Genomic DNA, 14,808 nt, shown 5'->3' on the forward strand with positions numbered 1-14,808 from the left:
CGAGTTCACTCGCGGCCGCCTGGAGCAATGCCGCGAAGATACGGGATTCGATGTACCGCGGAAGCAGTGCGTCAAGGACCCGTTCCGGTTCCGGCTCGTACTCGTACAGAGGAAGCAGATCCGACTCCGAGGCTGCTTTCTCTTCGACAACCTCCAGTGGAAGCAGTCGGATGACGGTTGGCTCCTGTACGACCATGGAACGGAACCGCGTGTAGACCACGTGGATTTCGTCCACGCCACCGTCGTCGAAATCGGTCGCGAACTCCGCAAGAAGCGCCTTGCCAACGTCCCTCGCAGTCTCGAACTCAGGCGCGTCGGTACCGCCGGTCCATACCTTTTCGTAGGACCGGTTCCGGAAGTCGAAGTACGCCTGGGCCTTGCGGCCAACCAGGTAGGTCTTGATCTCCTTGCCCTCCTCGCGCAACAGCTCAATGAGGGATTCAGCCTGCTTCAGCACACTCGCCGAATAGGATCCGGCAAGCCCGCGGTCGGAGGTCATGACCAACACGGCGGCACGGCGGATTTGCTCCGGCTCGGTGGTCAGGGGGTGATCGATCTCAGACTGCGATGCGACTGCGGAAACGGCGCGGGTGATCGCGTTGGCATAAGGCAGCGACGACGATACGCGTGCGCGTGCCTTGCCAATGCGAGAGGTAGCGATCAGCTCCATCGCCTTGAAGATCTTGCGCATCGACGTGGTCGAGGCGATCTTCTGGCGGTAGACCCGGATCTGGGCTCCCATACTTGTCCTTTCCTTCGTAATCCCGCGAGGGAGTACGGCTTAGGCCTGATGCCCGGTCCGCAGACCGGGCACCGGAGCCGCTAGCGCTTCTGCTTGACGATCTTTTCCTGGTCGACCTCGTCCTCGGCCAGTGCACTGTGTTCCTCGTGCCCGGCAACGAGTCCGTCGTGGCCCTCGCCGAAGAAGCCCTGCTTGAAGTCCCCAATGTGGGACTTCAGCTCGTCCACGGTTGAGTCTTCCAGCACATTGGTTTCCCGCAGGGTGGTCAGAACCGACGACTTGTGGCGCAGATGTTCAAGGAACTGGCTCTCGAACTTGTTGATGTCCTCGATGGGGACCTCGTCGAGGTATCCGTTGGTGCCGGCCCAAATGGACACAACCTGCTCTTCGATGGGGAACGGTGCATACTGGCCCTGCTTCAGCAGTTCCATCAGGCGCGCGCCACGGGTGAGCTGCTGGCGCGACGCAGCGTCCAGGTCCGACGCAAACATTGCGAAGGCCTGCATATCGCGGTACTGCGCAAGATCCAGCTTCAACGTACCGGAGACCTTCTTCATGGCCTTGACCTGTGCGGAGCCGCCCACGCGGGAGACTGAGACACCAACGTCGACAGCTGGACGCTGGTTGGCGTTGAAGAGGTCGGACTGGAGGAAGATCTGGCCATCGGTAATGGAGATGACGTTGGTCGGGATATAGGCCGAAACGTCGTTGGCCTTGGTTTCGACGATCGGCAGACCGGTCATCGAACCTGCGCCAAGCTCGTCGGAAAGCTTGGCACAACGCTCCAGGAGACGGGAGTGCAGGTAGAAAACGTCACCGGGGTACGCTTCGCGTCCCGGTGGACGGCGCAGCAGGAGTGAGACTGCACGGTACGCTTCCGCCTGCTTGGAGAGGTCATCAAAGATGATCAGGACATGCTTGCCGGCGTACATCCAGTGCTGGCCGATGGCCGAACCGGCGTAGGGAGCAAGGTATTTGAAGCCAGCCGGGTCTGACGCCGGGGAGGCGACGATGGTGGTGTACTCCAGCGCACCCTTGTCCTCCAGAGTCTGGCGGACTGCAGCGATGGTGGATGCCTTCTGGCCAATGGCCACGTAGATGCAGCGGACCTGCTTTTGCGTGTCGCCGGATTCCCAGTTGGCTTTCTGGTTGATGATGGTGTCCACCGCGATGGCGGTCTTGCCTGTCTGGCGGTCACCAATGATCAGCTGACGCTGACCACGGCCAATCGGAATCATGGCGTCGATGGCCTTCAAACCGGTCTGCATGGGCTCATGGACCGACTTCCGCTGGGTCACACCGGGAGCCTGAAGCTCAAGTGCGCGGCGGGCCTCTGCCTTGATCTCACCGAGATCGTCAATCGGCTGGCCGAGCGGGTCGACCACGCGACCCAGAAACGCATCGCCAACGGGCACGGAGAGAATCTCACCGGTACGGTGAACTTCCTGGCCCTCTTCAATGCCGTAGTAGTCGCCAAGCACCACAACACCGATTTCGCGGGTGTCGAGGTTCTGGGCGAGGCCCAGTGTTCCATCTTCGAACCGCAGCAATTCGTTTGCCATGACGGAGGGAAGCCCCTCCACCTTGGCGATGCCATCGCTTGCGGTGGTGACGCGGCCAACTTCAACGCGTTCCGCGTTGCCGGGTTCGTAGGACGCCGCGAACTCGTTCAACGCATTACGGACGTCTTCGGCGTTGATGGTCAATTCGGCCATCTGCAGTCCCTGCTCTCCTGTGTTGTGATCACCGCCTGCTTGTTGCGGCGACCGGTGTTTGTTCAGTCTGTTATGAGTCTGAGTTTCAAAAGCTGCCGTACTGGCGGCTATACCGCCAGCTTTCGGCGCAGTTCAGACAACCGGGCGAACGCAGTGGCGTCAACCACTTCGTCGCCTACCTTGACGCGGACGCCGCCCACCAACGATGGATCGACTGTGAGGTTGACCTTAAGATCGCGGTCATAGAGGCGGTTGAGGCCGGCCTGGAGTCGTGAATACTGATCCTCCGACAGCGGACGGGTGACGCTGACGTTGGCTATCCACCGCTCCTGGCGCTCGGCCACGAGCTCAACAAACCGCCCTACAAGTGCACTGGAGCGTATACCGCGGGGCGAAAGCACCGCCTGACGGATCAACAGCCGTGCTTCGTCTCCGGCGTGCGGCACGAGCTTAAGCGCAAGCGCAGACTTGGCCGTGGCGTCAGCCTGCGTTTCAGACAGGGCGCGCTGCAGGTCATGGCTGGATGCAACCACGCTGATGAAGGCAAAGAGATCATTCTCAAGGCCTTCCAGTCCTTCCGAACCGGTGCCCTTGTTCTCAGCCACGGCGATCGCCACAGTGGCGGCGAGCGTTTCCAGCGCGTCTCCGATATCACGGGCGGAGGCCCAGCGGGTGGCCACTAGATCTTTGACGATCAAGGCGGCTTCCTCAGATACCTTTCCGCCAATGAGCTGCTGCACCAACGCCGACTTGTCCTTCCCCTGTCGGGAAGGATCGGTCAGCGCCCGGCGAAGGCCAGCGTTGCTGTCGAGCATGTCCAGCACCCCGAAAAGCTCCTCGGCCAACATAAGCGTTGCGCCGCTGAGACGTGGTTCAAGATCTTTCTTCGCTGCAGCCAGGGACTGGCTAGATACGCCTGCCATTACTTGGATGCACCTGCACTCTGCGATTCCAAGTCAGCAAGGAACCTGTCGACTACACGTGCGGACCGGTCATCGTCTGCAAGGGATTCACCGACAATGCGGCTGGCCAGATCAGTTGCCAGCGTGCCAACTTCGGCACGGAGCGAGACCACGGCGGCCTGGCGCTCAGCTTCAATCTGCACATGGGCCTGCTCGGTGATCCGGGCTGACTCCGACGCGGCCTTCTCCTTGAGCTCAGCGAGAATCTGCGCACCTTCAGCGCGTGCTTCCTCGCGGATACGGTTGGCCTCGGTGCGAGCTTCAACGAGCTGCTGCTTGTATTCGTCCAGCGCAGCATTCGCTTCAGCCTGAGCCGCCTCCGCCTTGGCGATTCCGCCCTCGATGGCTTCGGTGCGTTCAGCGAACGTTTTTTCGAACGCGGGCATCACGTACTTGATGACGATGTACATCAGCACGGCGAAGCCTGCGACTGTTACGAGCAATTCCCACAGGTTTGGAATGAGCGGGCTAGAGCCTTCTTCCGCTGCCATAATCGCTGCGTCTAACATGTTTCACCCGTCTTTCTACAACTAGTCTTCTGATCACCCAGCGAAAAGCTAGGCGCCGATAACGAAGGCGAAGACCAGACCAAGGATGGCGAGAGCTTCAGTAAGCGCCAGGCCCAGGAAGGCGATTGGCTGGAGAACGCGCTGGGCCTCGGGCTGACGTGCCACACCGTTGATGTATGCGGCGAAGACGAGGCCCACACCGATTCCACCGCCGATTGCGGAGAGACCGTATCCTACGAGGTTGAGGCTACCCTGTACTTCCATTGTGTTCCTTTCAAGATGCCGCGGTGTGCGGCAGGTTGTTTGGGATCATCCCCGACGGGGAAGTCTTTTGAACTTCGTAAACTCAGTGGGCGTCGGCGTTGAGGGCGCCTTCGATATAGATCGCTGCGAGCAGCGTGAATACGTACGCCTGCAGCACCATGATCAACGCTTCGAGCATATACATGGCAACTGCGCCACCCAGAACCAGCACCCCGGTGCCCTGCAGGAGGATGTTTCCGGTGAGCGCCATGTACTCAATCGCGCTTCCGGCAAGTGTCACGATGAGGTGGCCGGCGAGCATGGTCGCAAAAAGTCGGAGTGAGTGGGTGACTGGACGGACCAGGAAGTTGGAGATGATCTCGATCGGGACCACCAGGGGCATGATGTACCAGGGAACACCCGTCGGAACTACGGCCAGTTTGAAGTACCTGATTCCGTGCTTCTTGATGCCAATGCCGACCCACAGGATGTAAAAGATCGCGGCGATAGCGTAAGCGCTGCCCGGGTGGGAGAAACTCGGCAGCTGGAGCAGTGGAACGGCTCCAAAGATGTTGTTCACCAGGATGAAGAAGAACGCCGTAAACAGCCACGGCACGTACTTCAGGAAGTCCTTGCCGCCAATAATGTCCTTGCCGATGGAGTTCCGCACAAATCCATACGCGGATTCTCCGAGGAACTGCATCTTTCCGGGAACCAACTGGCCCTTGCGGGAGGTTACGTAAAAGAAGGAGCCGATGAGGATGACTGAGATGATGATCATCAGCATCTGCTTGCCGAAACCACCTTCGAACCAGACGCCGTACTCACCGCCCCAGGGGAAGATGTCCCGGTAGTGAGTGTCGTCAATTGTAGGGGGCACAAAGCCCTCTTCAGTGGTTTGGGCCGGGAGCGCAAGCGCGATCAACGCGTTTCCTCTCTGCAGTGTCCATCGTTGGGCAAGGTTTGATCGGGCACAGCATCACTGCTCCGACTCATTAAGTTTTCTGACGTCACTTTGGGCCCTCCCCGTCCGGCTCTGAACCAGACCGCGACGCACCGCTGGAATTGGAATCATTCGACCGGGTGAGGTTGTGCTTGTGGGAGAGGTAGAAACCGCCCAATGCACCCAAAAGTCCTCCTGCAAGCACCATCCAGCGTGTTTCCAGGAGATTGTCCAGCCCCCACCCTATCAAACTCCAGACGAGGATCCCGCCAATGATGTAGCTGAAGACGGCGATGCCGGCGTTGTATCCGCCACTGCTGTATTTGCCTTTGGCGGCCTCATCCGGTTGCTTCCCCGTCATTGGAGTGGCTCCGTGGATGCTGGTGTCTCAGGGTCGTTGTAGAGCTGCTGGCGGCTCTTTGAGAACACGGTCAGCTCAACAATCTGCCAGAGCACCACGGTGGCAACCGCACCAATGAAGAACCAGGTGCGCTCGAGCCAAACGGGTGCGCCCAGGAAGAAAAGCAGCGCAGCAAAGCCAACCACTTTGATCGCATAGGTAACGGCGAAGAGACCAATTGCACCGGAGGGATTGTTGCGGCCGGCAAAGTGTCCGACCAGCAGGCTGATGCCAAAGAAGAGTACGACGACGGCGTACCCAAAGACCGCGCTGAGTGCTCCTTCGGGCCCGGTCAGGATCAATGCCGCCACGGACATCAGAGCAAGTGCTGCAGCCGTGGAGGCCAGACAGTACCAGAGAATTTTGAGCCACGGAGATGTTGTGGGGCCCGACGCCGGCGAGACAGTGCCGCTGTGGGCACTGACGCGGGGGGCGTCCGGGGTGCTCATGGAAATCCATCCGTCGATACAGGTTGGGTGGGAGGCTTTTGCGGATTTTCAACCACCCGCTGCCTGCCGTCAATTCTACAATAGATAGAAATGCCCGGCAGCCGGTGGTTGCCTACACTAACTATCTATGGCTGACCTTCGGACAGACGAATCCTTGATTCGGGCAATGAGTGCAGGCGAGTACAGGTAGAGGACAACCACTCCCGCGGCAAAGAGCGAACAGGCAACGGCCAGTGGAGCCGGCGCGGTAGCCAGCACAAACCCTGCCGCGCCGACCAGCACGGAGCAGACAGTCACGAACAGGGATGCCTGGAGATGGGTGAGACCAACGTCCGTCAACTGCTGGTAAACGTGCTCGCGATGCGAGGCATACCAGCGCTTGCGCGCCTTGGCTCGGCGCAGGAACGTGGTGAAGGTGTCGGCGAGATAGATGAGCACTGGCGAGAACAGGTATTCAAGGAAAACTCCCGACAGCAGTCCCGCCACGGCCAGTGCGGCGATCGATGCGCCCAGGAGATAGCTGCCAACGTCGCCTAGGAAGACAAATCCCCGTCCAAGGTTCCAGGGAAGGAACCCTGCGAACGCGGCAGCCACCACCAGGCCCGCGGTCGTCAGCCAGAACTGGTCTCCCAACATGCCCGCGATGGAGTAGAAGATCCCCACGGTCACACCGTGAAATCCCGAGATTCCGTTGATGCCATCCATGAAGTTCGCGGCATTTACGTACGCGGCGACGGCAAGCGCACCCACCGGAATCCACCAGTAGCCCTGCCCGATAGTCCAGGCAAGGGCCGCGGTTCCGGCCGCGCCGATTCCAAGTTGGATTCCGAGACGGACGCGGATGGAGATACCGCGGTAGTCCTCGATCCAGCCAAGGAGCGCAGACGCACCAATCATCGCCAGCAGAATCACGACGATTGAACGGTCAACGGGCACAAGTCCTGTCAGTAGAGCAAGGACAAGTCCCCCGGCAATCCCAACGGCGACAGTGATGCCGACTCCCCGGATCACCACGGTGGTGTGCGAGGAGCGTTCGTTGGGAATATCCAGGACACCAAGCCTGGTAAGAAGCGGCTTCAGGGCAAAGGGCAGAAGCGCGCTGAGGACCAACGCACTCCCGGTTACCAGGTAGAGCAGCATCAGGCACCCTTTTCCTGGGAGGGCTCGTCGCCGCTTCCTGCGTTGAACTGCTCTATCCCACCCTTGGTTTTCCACTCCCGCAGGTCCAGCATCGCCGGGTCCAGCGCGGACACGCGGGCGTGGGAAATCTTGGGGTGCAGCGGGCGGGCGTCGTCCTCTCCGATGCCCACCAGGTCCTCGTGCATTTTTTCGCCCTTCCGCAGACCCGTGAACACAATCTCGATGTCCTTACCTGACATGGCGATCATGCGCCGTGCAACATCCAGTATTTTCACCGGCTCCCCCATATCGAGCAGGAGCACCTCGCCGCCCCGGCCGATCGCGCCGGCCTGGATCACCAACTGACAGGCCTCGGGGATGGTCATGAAGAAACGTGTGACCTCGGGATCGGTCACGGTAAGAGGGCCGCCTACCCGGATTTGCTCAGTGAACAGGGGGAGCATGGACCCACGGCTTCCGATCACATTGCCGAAGCGCACTGAGACATACTTCTTTCCGTGCAATCCGGCCGTCCAGGCTGTCAGCTTCTCTGCGACCCGCTTCGAATGGCCCAGGACACTGGTGGGGTTTGCAGCCTTATCCGTGGAGATGTTGACGAAATTGCCTACGCCGGCCACTTCCGCCGCCCGCAGCACGTTCAACGTGCCAAGGACATTTGTCTTCCAGGCTTCCTCCGGGTACTGCTCCAACAGCGAAACGTGCTTCAACGCCGCCGCGTGAAAGACAACCTCCGGACGTCTGTCCTTGAAAATCTCCCGAAGGGTGTCCGCCTCACGGATGTCCGCGAGGACCGTGTCCCTGCCGGTGAGCAGCCCACGGCCGGTCAGCGAAATCTGCGTTGACTGGAGACCGGTCTCGTCCCGGTCGAGCATAATCAGTTCTGCCGGGCCAAACTCGGCGATCTGCCGGCACAGCTCTGAACCGATCGATCCACCGGCGCCGGTCACCAGGACTTTGCGTCCAGAAATGTAGCCGGCTACTTCATCGGCATGGATGTCCACCGGCCGCCGGCCGATCAGGTCCTCCACCGCAACCTCCCGGAAATCCGTCAAGCCGGTTCCGGATCCGCCCAGCATGTCCCGCAGCGGTGGAAGCACCAGCACCCGGATATTCAGTCCGGCAACCAGATCCGAGACCCGCCGCACCTGGGCGGCCTCAACCTCGGAGAACGCGATGACCAGAGCGGACGCACGCGTGCGGCTGATAATTTCCGGTAGATCCTCAACCCTGCCGAGCACCGGGACCGTGGAGAGTCGGAGGTGTTTCTTCGCTGGATCATCATCGATCAGACCCACGGGGAAGTAGGGTGACTCCCGGTCCTGGATCATCCGGCCCACAAGGGAATTCCCAAGGAACCCGGCGCCGTAAATCAGGGTGCGCTGGGCGTCCTCCCCCGGCTTGGTCTTGCTCTCCACATACATGCGCTTCAGATAGCGCGTCGACGCCATGAACATACACGCGAAGGGGAAGGCGATGATGCCTACGCTGCGGGGAATCTGAAGCACCGTGAATAAGGCGACACTGACGAGCAGAACTATGACTGAAACGATCACCGTGACTATGACCAGCAGCCTCGCCTCGTGGAAACTGCCAAAACTGTAGCGGCCGCGGTACAGCGCGAAGCTCATTCCGATGATCAACTGCGTCACAACGGCGACTGCGCAAATGGCCACTACCCCTGGAACATAAACCTGGTTAACCAGGAGTTCATAACGCAGAATCAGCGCCAGCAGAATGGCCACAATCCAGGCGACAGAATCGAACGCATACTGGGACCACAGCCAGAGCGCCGGTTTTTCCGACCTGGCGTCCGAGTTGCCCTTCCCTCCGCTGCGCGCAGGGTCCTGGTTGTTGGTCTGTGTCATGGTTCCTTAAGCTGGAGCGCCGAAAGTGTCGGTGGCACGCGGCCATTCCGAGCTGACCCGAATCCGAGATGCCGGCCGTGTAATAGACTTTCCCTACCCCAGAATACTAACCGCACATCCTTTAGCGTTCGCTTCTTGAAAGACGCGTTCAGGGCCCGAATGAAAGGACCGTTTTGCAGGAAACCGTGGCTGTTGCGGCAGTGACCTTTGACAGACCGGATGATGTGCAGACCCTTCTGGGCGCTCTCTCCGCGCAAACCAGTCCCATCCAATCGATCGCCCTCGTGGACTCCGGCAGCCGCGATGTTGCGGCCCTCGCAGCACAGTCCAAAACACCGGTGAACTACATTCGGTCCACTACAAATCTGGGCGGCGCGGGTGGATTCTCCCTGGCCATCCTCTCGGCAATGGCCAGCGGCGCCGAGTGGATCTGGATCATGGACGACGACGCCCATCCGGAGGACCCCGACTGTCTTGGAGGCCTCCTTGAGGCCGCTCGCTCAAGGGGCCTCGACGTCGTCGTACCTATTATTGTGGCCCCCGCCGATCATTCGAAGCTCTCGTTTCCCTTCCGGGTGGAGGGACACACCACGCACGACCGGGCAGCGGTGGAAAAACTGGAGTTCATCCCGGACATCGGTCAGTTTTTCAATGGGGCGCTGATCCGCTCCAGCGTCTTCTTCCGCGTGGGCCTGCCTGATCTCAGGCTGTTCATCCGCGGTGATGAGACCGACTTCATGCTCCGCCTCCGGCACGCGGGCATTCACTTTGGCACAGTCACCACCGTTGCGCTCAGCCACCCGCCCGGCTGGGATGAGGTGCAATCCGTGATCGGTGACCGGCTGCATGTACTCGTCCCCGAGACAGAGTTCAAGCGCTACTTCTACTTCCGCAACCGCGGGCACTTGACCCGGCGTTACCGCCGCGTGCGCTCGCTGGTGGCGGATTTGATCGGCTACCCCGTCTACTACCTTCGCCGGCGCGATCCGAAGGGCCTGGCCTCCTGGGCACGGGCCTATGCGGTGGGCGTACGTGGACGAAGCTTTGGGCCTCCGTCCGATCAGGGATTCTGATATGAACATCCAGGTGGTGGTCACCACTTTCAACCGCGCCGAATACCTGTCCAACCTGCTGGACTCCATCGGTGCACTGGACCCCGCTCCACAGGGAGTCATTGTTGTGGACAACGCCAGCACCGACCACACCCCCGCGGTGATTGCCGCAGCCGCCAAGACACTGGATTTTCCCGTCATCCACCACCGGCTCAGGAATAATGTTGGCGGATCGGGCGGATTCTCGGCGGGAATGCAGCGCGCCCTCTCCGAAGACGCGCAGTGGCTGTGGCTGATGGACGACGACGTCGAAACCATCCCAGGTGCGCTCGCATCCTTTGCGCCGTGGATGCGGACCTACCGGTGCATCCACGGGCGTCGCTGGGACCAGAACGGCCAGCCGTTCTTCTGGCAGCACCGTTTCAACGCCTTCTTTGGCGTGCACTTTCCGGTCCAGGGAGATGTGTTTGCCAGGACCAACGTCCTGCGCACAAATGTTGGCTGCTTCGAAGGCATGCTGGTCAGAGCCGATGTGGTGCGCGAGGTGGGGCTGCCTGATCCACGGTTCTTCGTGAATGGTGATGACACCACGTACGGGTGGCTCATCGCGCAACGCGAACCCGTGGTGTACGTCAATGAGTTTGTGCTCCGCAAGGCCCGCCCACAGAAGCAGATCAACCTGGTGGTGCGGCATTTGAACGATTCGAGCAACCTCGGCAGGTACTGCGGCATGAAGAACCGTGGCCATTTGGCTCGGTATCTTCAGACCAGGAATAGCTTCAACCGGTTTGGTTTTGCGTTGGGAACCGCCCTGACCGCGGGAAAGGAGCTGTTCCGGTTGGCCGCTGTGGAAGGCACGCTGTCCGGCGTCGGCTTTCTGTGGAGCGGGTGGCGTGAGTCCCGCAGGATCCTGAAAGATCCCACCTGGGAACCCATGCCCGCGCTTACAGCCGAGGCGCCAGCGAGGGACAGCCTATGAGCTGGGTTGTCCTTGGAGCCGGGGGATTTGTGGGCAGTGCGGTCAGCCTGGCGCTGACAACCTCCGGCATTGACCACGTGCCGGTGAGCGCACCCCGGTTGACAAGTACCGCGACCTCACCGGCCGAACTGGTGAATCAGGCAGCCCTCCATGAAGAGGTTGTCATGTCCCTCGCGGACGCGTTTCAGGGGCACACGATCGTGGTCAACGCCGCCGGACTTGCCACGCCTGGAAATCTGGACACGTCACGGCTGACAGGTGCCAACGCGCTGCTCCCCGTTCTGGTGGCGCAGGCCTGTGCACGCTCCGGAGTGGAACGGCTCATCCACCTCAGCAGCGCGGCTGTCCAGGGACACCGCAGCATGCTCGACGAATCCTTCGAGGTTGAGCCCTTCTCCCCTTACTCCCGCAGCAAAGCGCTGGGCGAAGCGGGTCTGCGCGCCCTTGTGGACGGCGCGCCCAACATCGTCATCCTGCGGGCCACCTCGGTACAGGGATGGGACAGGCCAACGACGAAGGCCCTCGCACGCCTCGCAGCATCACCACTCGCTTCCGTGGCCGCACCCGGCACCGCCCCAAGTCCCGTGACATCGGTGGAGTCGCTGGCCGATCTGGTGATGGCGGTTGGCACCCATGCAGGGCCGGTTGCGCCAATTGTGCTTCAGCCGTGGGAGGGCCTCACAGTTCGCACCGTATTGGAATCAGCCGGTGGGACTCCCCAACTGCTGCCGGCCGGGCTGTGCCGCGTGATCCTGAAGGCCGGTTACGCAGTCTCCCGGCTGACCAGAGAGCGGCTGCACGGATCATTACGGCGCGTTGAGCTCATGTGGTTTGGCCAGTCCCAGGTGCGTGGCTGGGCGGAGGAAAACGGGATCCGGCCGAAGGCCCGGGTCAGTTCCGTTCTTGAGGAAGCGGGCGCTCGGAGGAGACGGTAGCGTCTTCGTCCGCGGCGCCGTCGCTCGCGTCTGCTTCAGTGTCGCCGTCGCCGGCGTCTGCTTCAGTGTCGCCGTCGCCCGAGTCTTTGTTCGCGGAGCCGTCCTGTGCGTCCTGCCCGGGTAACCCGATGCCCGGAACAACTTCCCTGAGCCGTTCGATACTGATCACACCTTCGCGGACCACAGTCATCGGCTGGCGGGTGGCATCGACGATGGTGGAGGCGCCCGCTCCCCCGTCGCGACCGCCGTCGTCGAGGTACACCTCGACCGATTCTCCCAACTGACCATAAGCATCGGTCGCGGAGGTGGCCGCGGCCTGACCCGTCCGGTTGGCCGAGGATACCGCCAGCGGCCCGGTGAGGACAAGGAGTTCAAGTGCCGCGGCGTCGTCGGGCATGCGGAGCGCCACCGTGCCGTAGGTCTCGCCGAGATCCCAGGTCAGCGAGGGCTGGGCGCGCATGATGAGGGTGAGGCCGCCGGGCCAGAAAGCCTCGGCAAGCCTGCGTGCATCCGGGTGCACATCGGAGGCAAGCCCTTCCATGGTCTGCAGCCGCGGAATCAGCACGGGCGGGGGCATGCTGCGTCCACGGCCCTTTGCCGCGAGGAGGGTAGCAACGGCCTGCGGGGAAAACGCGTCAGCAGCGATTCCGTAGACCGTGTCAGTGGGGATCACCACGCACTGCTTCGCGGCCAGTGCGCGTTGTGCGCGGGCAAGCCCCTCAGCCCGCTGTTTGGTGTCCGAACAATCATAGGTGGATGTCACTGGGTCATCCTTTCACCTGTGTGCGGGCATTCGCACATTGAGTGCGGTGGGCGGACGTTGCCCGGTCGCGTCCGCTGAGGTCCGGATGGGTCCGGACATCGGTCCAGCGGGCATCAGCTTCCAGGATTCTCTTGATTTCAGGGGCTTGAATCTCGGCGTGTTCCATCACGAAGTACCCACCCGGAACGAGGAGGCGCGCAGCACTCTCCGCCGCGGCGAGGGGCAGGAACAGTCCGTCAGCGCTGCCGCCATAGAGCGCAATCGACGGATCGTGCTCCGCCACCTCGGGATCCCTGGGGACGGCCTCGGCAGGAATGTACGGGGGGTTGGAAACAACAATGTCAAAGGTCCCGTTGTGCTCGCTCAGCGCGGTCCGGAAATCGCCCTGCGTAAGAATCACATTCAATGGCTCAAGGTTCCGCGCCGCCCAGGCAATGGCCAACCCGTCGAGTTCGACGGCGTGGACCTCAGCGCCGGGAACCTCCTGCGCAATGGATCCGGCGATGGCTCCCGACCCGGTCCCAAGGTCCACCACCTTGGGATGGGAAAGGGTTCCAGCGTGATCGATTGCCAGCTGGGCCACCGACTCGGTTTCCGGCCGGGGAATGAAGACGCCCGGCCCCACGGACAACTCCAGATGCCGGAAGTACGCAATACCGGTGATGTGCTGTAGTGGAACCCTCCGGGAGCGCTCTGCCACCAGGTCAAAGAACCCCTCGGGGGCAGGCGAACCTGTCAGTGCCAGCGCCCGCACGCGTCCCGGCGTTTCACCAAGCAGGTGAGCGGCCAGCAACTCGGCGTCCACCCGGGCACTGGGCACTCCTGCATCAGCCAGTTGCCGGGCGGCAGCGGCAAGCGCATGGTCAAGTGACTCCACTGCGGAATTAGTCGTCTTCGCCAATGGCGTCGAGCTGGGCCTGTTCGTCCATCTCAATAGCGGCCTGCACCACGGGCTCCAGATCGCCATTGATGACAGCGTCCAGGTTGTAGGCCTTGTACCCGGTGCGGTGGTCGGCGATCCTGTTCTCCGGATAGTTGTAGGTGCGGATGCGTTCGGAGCGGTCCATGGTGCGGATCTGCGACTTCCGAATGTCGGAGTTTGCTGCGTCAATCTGTTCCTGCTGATGCGCAAGAATACGGGAGCGGAGCACTCTCATCGCGGCTTCACGGTTCTGCAGCTGCGACTTTTCGTTCTGCATGGCCACCACAATGCCCGTGGGCAGGTGGGTAATGCGCACCGCGGAGTCAGTGGTGTTAACGGACTGACCGCCCGGACCCGACGAGCGGTAAACATCAATCTTGAGATCGTTCTGGCTGATTTCCACTTCTTCCGGCTCATCGACCTCGGGAAGAACCAGGACGCCGGCCGCGGACGTGTGGATGCGCCCCTGCGATTCAGTCACCGGAACGCGTTGCACGCGGTGGACGCCGCCCTCAAACTTGAACCGTGCGTACACCCCCTCGGCAGGATCATTCGACGAACCCTTGATGGCCATCTGGACATCCTTGTAGCCACCGAGATCGGACTCGGTTGCCGAAATGATCTCGGTCTTCCAACCGCGCGACTCGGCATACCTCGTGTACATGCGAAGCAGGTCCCCTGCAAACAACGCAGCTTCGTCTCCGCCTTCGCCACCCTTGACCTCAATAATGACGTTACGGCTGTCATTGGGATCGCGTGGGATCAGCAGTCGCCGCAGGCGTTCCTGCGCGCCCGCAAGCTGCTCCTGAAGGACAGGAATTTCGGCGGCGAACTCTGGATCGTCGTCCATCTCCTTCGCGGCCTCAAGGTCCTCTTGAAGCGCGTGCCATTTGTGATGCGCATCCACGATGCCGCTGAGCTCCGCGTACCGGCGTCCAAGCTTTCGGGCCAGCCCCTGGTCTGCGTGTACGGCGGGGTCGGAGAGCCGCAACTGCAGCTCAGCGTGCTCATCAAGCAGGCTTTGGATGGACTCAAACATCGTGGGAAAACCTCTTTCGACTTTGGGAGCCAGTTTAACAATCATGAGAGCGGCATCGTGCGGAGACGGGAGATGCAGGGCCGGTCCGCGGTGTAGGCGCGTTAATATTTCCGAGGAACGAGGAAATTTCGTTGCGCCGGGCCGCGGTCC

16 protein-coding genes are annotated in these 14,808 nt (G+C 61.4%); 3 read left to right on the forward strand and 13 right to left on the reverse strand.

The window, feature by feature from the left end; translation table 11 throughout:
- From Y708_RS25800 to Y708_RS25810, 10 genes are all read right to left on the reverse strand, one after another.
- The coding region (locus Y708_RS25800; protein ID WP_035776652.1) for a F0F1 ATP synthase subunit gamma at positions 1–742 on the reverse strand (742 nt) is incomplete at its 3' end.
- Positions 743–822: 80 nt separating this feature from the next.
- Entirely contained in the window at positions 823–2,457 is a 1,635-nt protein-coding gene (gene atpA / locus Y708_RS0116455; RefSeq protein WP_028280771.1) for a F0F1 ATP synthase subunit alpha, read from the reverse strand.
- A gap of 107 nt (positions 2,458–2,564) precedes the next feature.
- Complete coding sequence (locus Y708_RS0116460) at positions 2,565–3,380, reverse strand: F0F1 ATP synthase subunit delta (protein WP_028280772.1); 816 nt, start codon at positions 3,378–3,380, stop codon at positions 2,565–2,567.
- The gene (locus Y708_RS0116465; protein WP_028280773.1) at positions 3,380–3,928 is read right to left on the reverse strand and encodes a F0F1 ATP synthase subunit B; all 549 of its coding nucleotides are present in this window, start codon (positions 3,926–3,928) and stop codon (positions 3,380–3,382) included. The genes Y708_RS0116460 and Y708_RS0116465 overlap by 1 nt, the downstream gene beginning before the upstream one ends.
- 48 nt (positions 3,929–3,976) lie before the next feature.
- The gene (locus Y708_RS0116470) at positions 3,977–4,192 is read right to left on the reverse strand and encodes an ATP synthase F0 subunit C (protein WP_019481292.1); all 216 of its coding nucleotides are present in this window, start codon (positions 4,190–4,192) and stop codon (positions 3,977–3,979) included.
- An 82-nt stretch (positions 4,193–4,274) separates the two neighbouring features.
- Positions 4,275–5,096 (reverse strand): F0F1 ATP synthase subunit A, encoded by an 822-nt coding sequence (gene atpB / locus Y708_RS0116475; protein ID WP_028280774.1) that lies wholly within the window; start codon positions 5,094–5,096, stop codon positions 4,275–4,277.
- Positions 5,097–5,181: 85 nt separating this feature from the next.
- Entirely contained in the window at positions 5,182–5,475 is a 294-nt protein-coding gene (locus tag Y708_RS0116480; RefSeq protein WP_028280775.1) for a hypothetical protein, read from the reverse strand.
- Complete coding sequence (locus tag Y708_RS0116485) at positions 5,472–5,963, reverse strand: Cg1360 family ATP-synthase-associated protein (RefSeq protein ID WP_028280776.1); 492 nt, start codon at positions 5,961–5,963, stop codon at positions 5,472–5,474. Before Y708_RS0116485 ends, Y708_RS0116480 begins: the two co-directional genes overlap by 4 nt.
- 117 nt (positions 5,964–6,080) lie before the next feature.
- Positions 6,081–7,103, reverse strand: coding sequence for an MraY family glycosyltransferase (locus tag Y708_RS25805; protein WP_035776655.1), 1,023 nt, complete (start codon positions 7,101–7,103; stop codon positions 6,081–6,083).
- A complete protein-coding gene (locus tag Y708_RS25810) occupies positions 7,103–8,968 on the reverse strand; it encodes a polysaccharide biosynthesis protein (RefSeq protein ID WP_035776657.1) in 1,866 nt (621 codons plus the stop codon). Before Y708_RS25810 ends, Y708_RS25805 begins: the two co-directional genes overlap by 1 nt.
- Before the next feature lie 173 nt (positions 8,969–9,141).
- On the opposite strand from Y708_RS25810, the gene Y708_RS0116500 reads away from it, so the two are divergent.
- Genes Y708_RS0116500 through Y708_RS0116510 form a run of 3 tightly spaced genes read left to right on the forward strand, consistent with a single transcriptional unit; the run spans position 9,142 to position 11,934 of the window.
- The gene (locus Y708_RS0116500) at positions 9,142–10,041 is read left to right on the forward strand and encodes a glycosyltransferase (RefSeq protein ID WP_028280777.1); all 900 of its coding nucleotides are present in this window, start codon (positions 9,142–9,144) and stop codon (positions 10,039–10,041) included.
- A gap of 1 nt (position 10,042) precedes the next feature.
- Positions 10,043–10,999, forward strand: a complete 957-nt coding sequence (locus Y708_RS0116505; RefSeq protein ID WP_035776659.1) for a glycosyltransferase — start codon at positions 10,043–10,045, stop codon at positions 10,997–10,999.
- Entirely contained in the window at positions 10,996–11,934 is a 939-nt protein-coding gene (locus tag Y708_RS0116510) for an NAD-dependent epimerase/dehydratase family protein (RefSeq protein ID WP_028280779.1), read from the forward strand. Before Y708_RS0116505 ends, Y708_RS0116510 begins: the two co-directional genes overlap by 4 nt.
- Here Y708_RS0116510 and Y708_RS0116515 read toward each other — a convergent pair.
- Genes Y708_RS0116515 through prfA form a run of 3 tightly spaced genes read right to left on the reverse strand, consistent with a single transcriptional unit; the run spans position 11,891 to position 14,658 of the window.
- Positions 11,891–12,697 (reverse strand): L-threonylcarbamoyladenylate synthase, encoded by an 807-nt coding sequence (locus Y708_RS0116515; protein WP_028280780.1) that lies wholly within the window; start codon positions 12,695–12,697, stop codon positions 11,891–11,893. The two genes, Y708_RS0116510 and Y708_RS0116515, sit on opposite strands and share 44 nt — an antisense overlap.
- Positions 12,698–12,701: 4 nt before the next feature.
- Positions 12,702–13,574: a peptide chain release factor N(5)-glutamine methyltransferase gene (gene prmC, locus Y708_RS0116520; protein WP_035776661.1), complete on the reverse strand. Its 873-nt coding sequence runs from the start codon at positions 13,572–13,574 to the stop codon at positions 12,702–12,704.
- 7 nt (positions 13,575–13,581) lie between these two features.
- The gene (prfA, locus tag Y708_RS0116525; RefSeq protein WP_028280782.1) at positions 13,582–14,658 is read right to left on the reverse strand and encodes a peptide chain release factor 1; all 1,077 of its coding nucleotides are present in this window, start codon (positions 14,656–14,658) and stop codon (positions 13,582–13,584) included.
- Between the last annotated feature and the right edge of the window lie 150 nt (positions 14,659–14,808).

Source organism: Arthrobacter sp. H5 (assembly GCF_000520595.1).
GTDB lineage: Bacteria > Actinomycetota > Actinomycetes > Actinomycetales > Micrococcaceae > Arthrobacter_D.

What these genes read in the sequence shown, in the direction of transcription:
- atpA (WP_028280771.1), bottom strand. Translation starts at nt 2,457, where the DNA reads ATGGCCGAATTGACCATCAACGCCGAAGACGTCCGTAATGCGTTGAAC.
- Y708_RS0116460 (WP_028280772.1), bottom strand. Translation starts at nt 3,380, where the DNA reads ATGGCAGGCGTATCTAGCCAGTCCCTGGCTGCAGCGAAGAAAGATCTT.
- Y708_RS0116465 (WP_028280773.1), bottom strand. Translation starts at nt 3,928, where the DNA reads ATGTTAGACGCAGCGATTATGGCAGCGGAAGAAGGCTCTAGCCCGCTC.
- Y708_RS0116470 (WP_019481292.1), bottom strand. Translation starts at nt 4,192, where the DNA reads ATGGAAGTACAGGGTAGCCTCAACCTCGTAGGATACGGTCTCTCCGCA.
- Y708_RS0116480 (WP_028280775.1), bottom strand. Translation starts at nt 5,475, where the DNA reads ATGACGGGGAAGCAACCGGATGAGGCCGCCAAAGGCAAATACAGCAGT.
- Y708_RS0116485 (WP_028280776.1), bottom strand. Translation starts at nt 5,963, where the DNA reads ATGAGCACCCCGGACGCCCCCCGCGTCAGTGCCCACAGCGGCACTGTC.
- Y708_RS25805 (WP_035776655.1), bottom strand. Translation starts at nt 7,103, where the DNA reads ATGCTGCTCTACCTGGTAACCGGGAGTGCGTTGGTCCTCAGCGCGCTT.
- Y708_RS25810 (WP_035776657.1), bottom strand. Translation starts at nt 8,968, where the DNA reads ATGACACAGACCAACAACCAGGACCCTGCGCGCAGCGGAGGGAAGGGC.
- Y708_RS0116505 (WP_035776659.1), top strand. Translation starts at nt 10,043, where the DNA reads ATGAACATCCAGGTGGTGGTCACCACTTTCAACCGCGCCGAATACCTG.
- Y708_RS0116510 (WP_028280779.1), top strand. Translation starts at nt 10,996, where the DNA reads ATGAGCTGGGTTGTCCTTGGAGCCGGGGGATTTGTGGGCAGTGCGGTC.
- prfA (WP_028280782.1), bottom strand. Translation starts at nt 14,658, where the DNA reads ATGTTTGAGTCCATCCAAAGCCTGCTTGATGAGCACGCTGAGCTGCAG.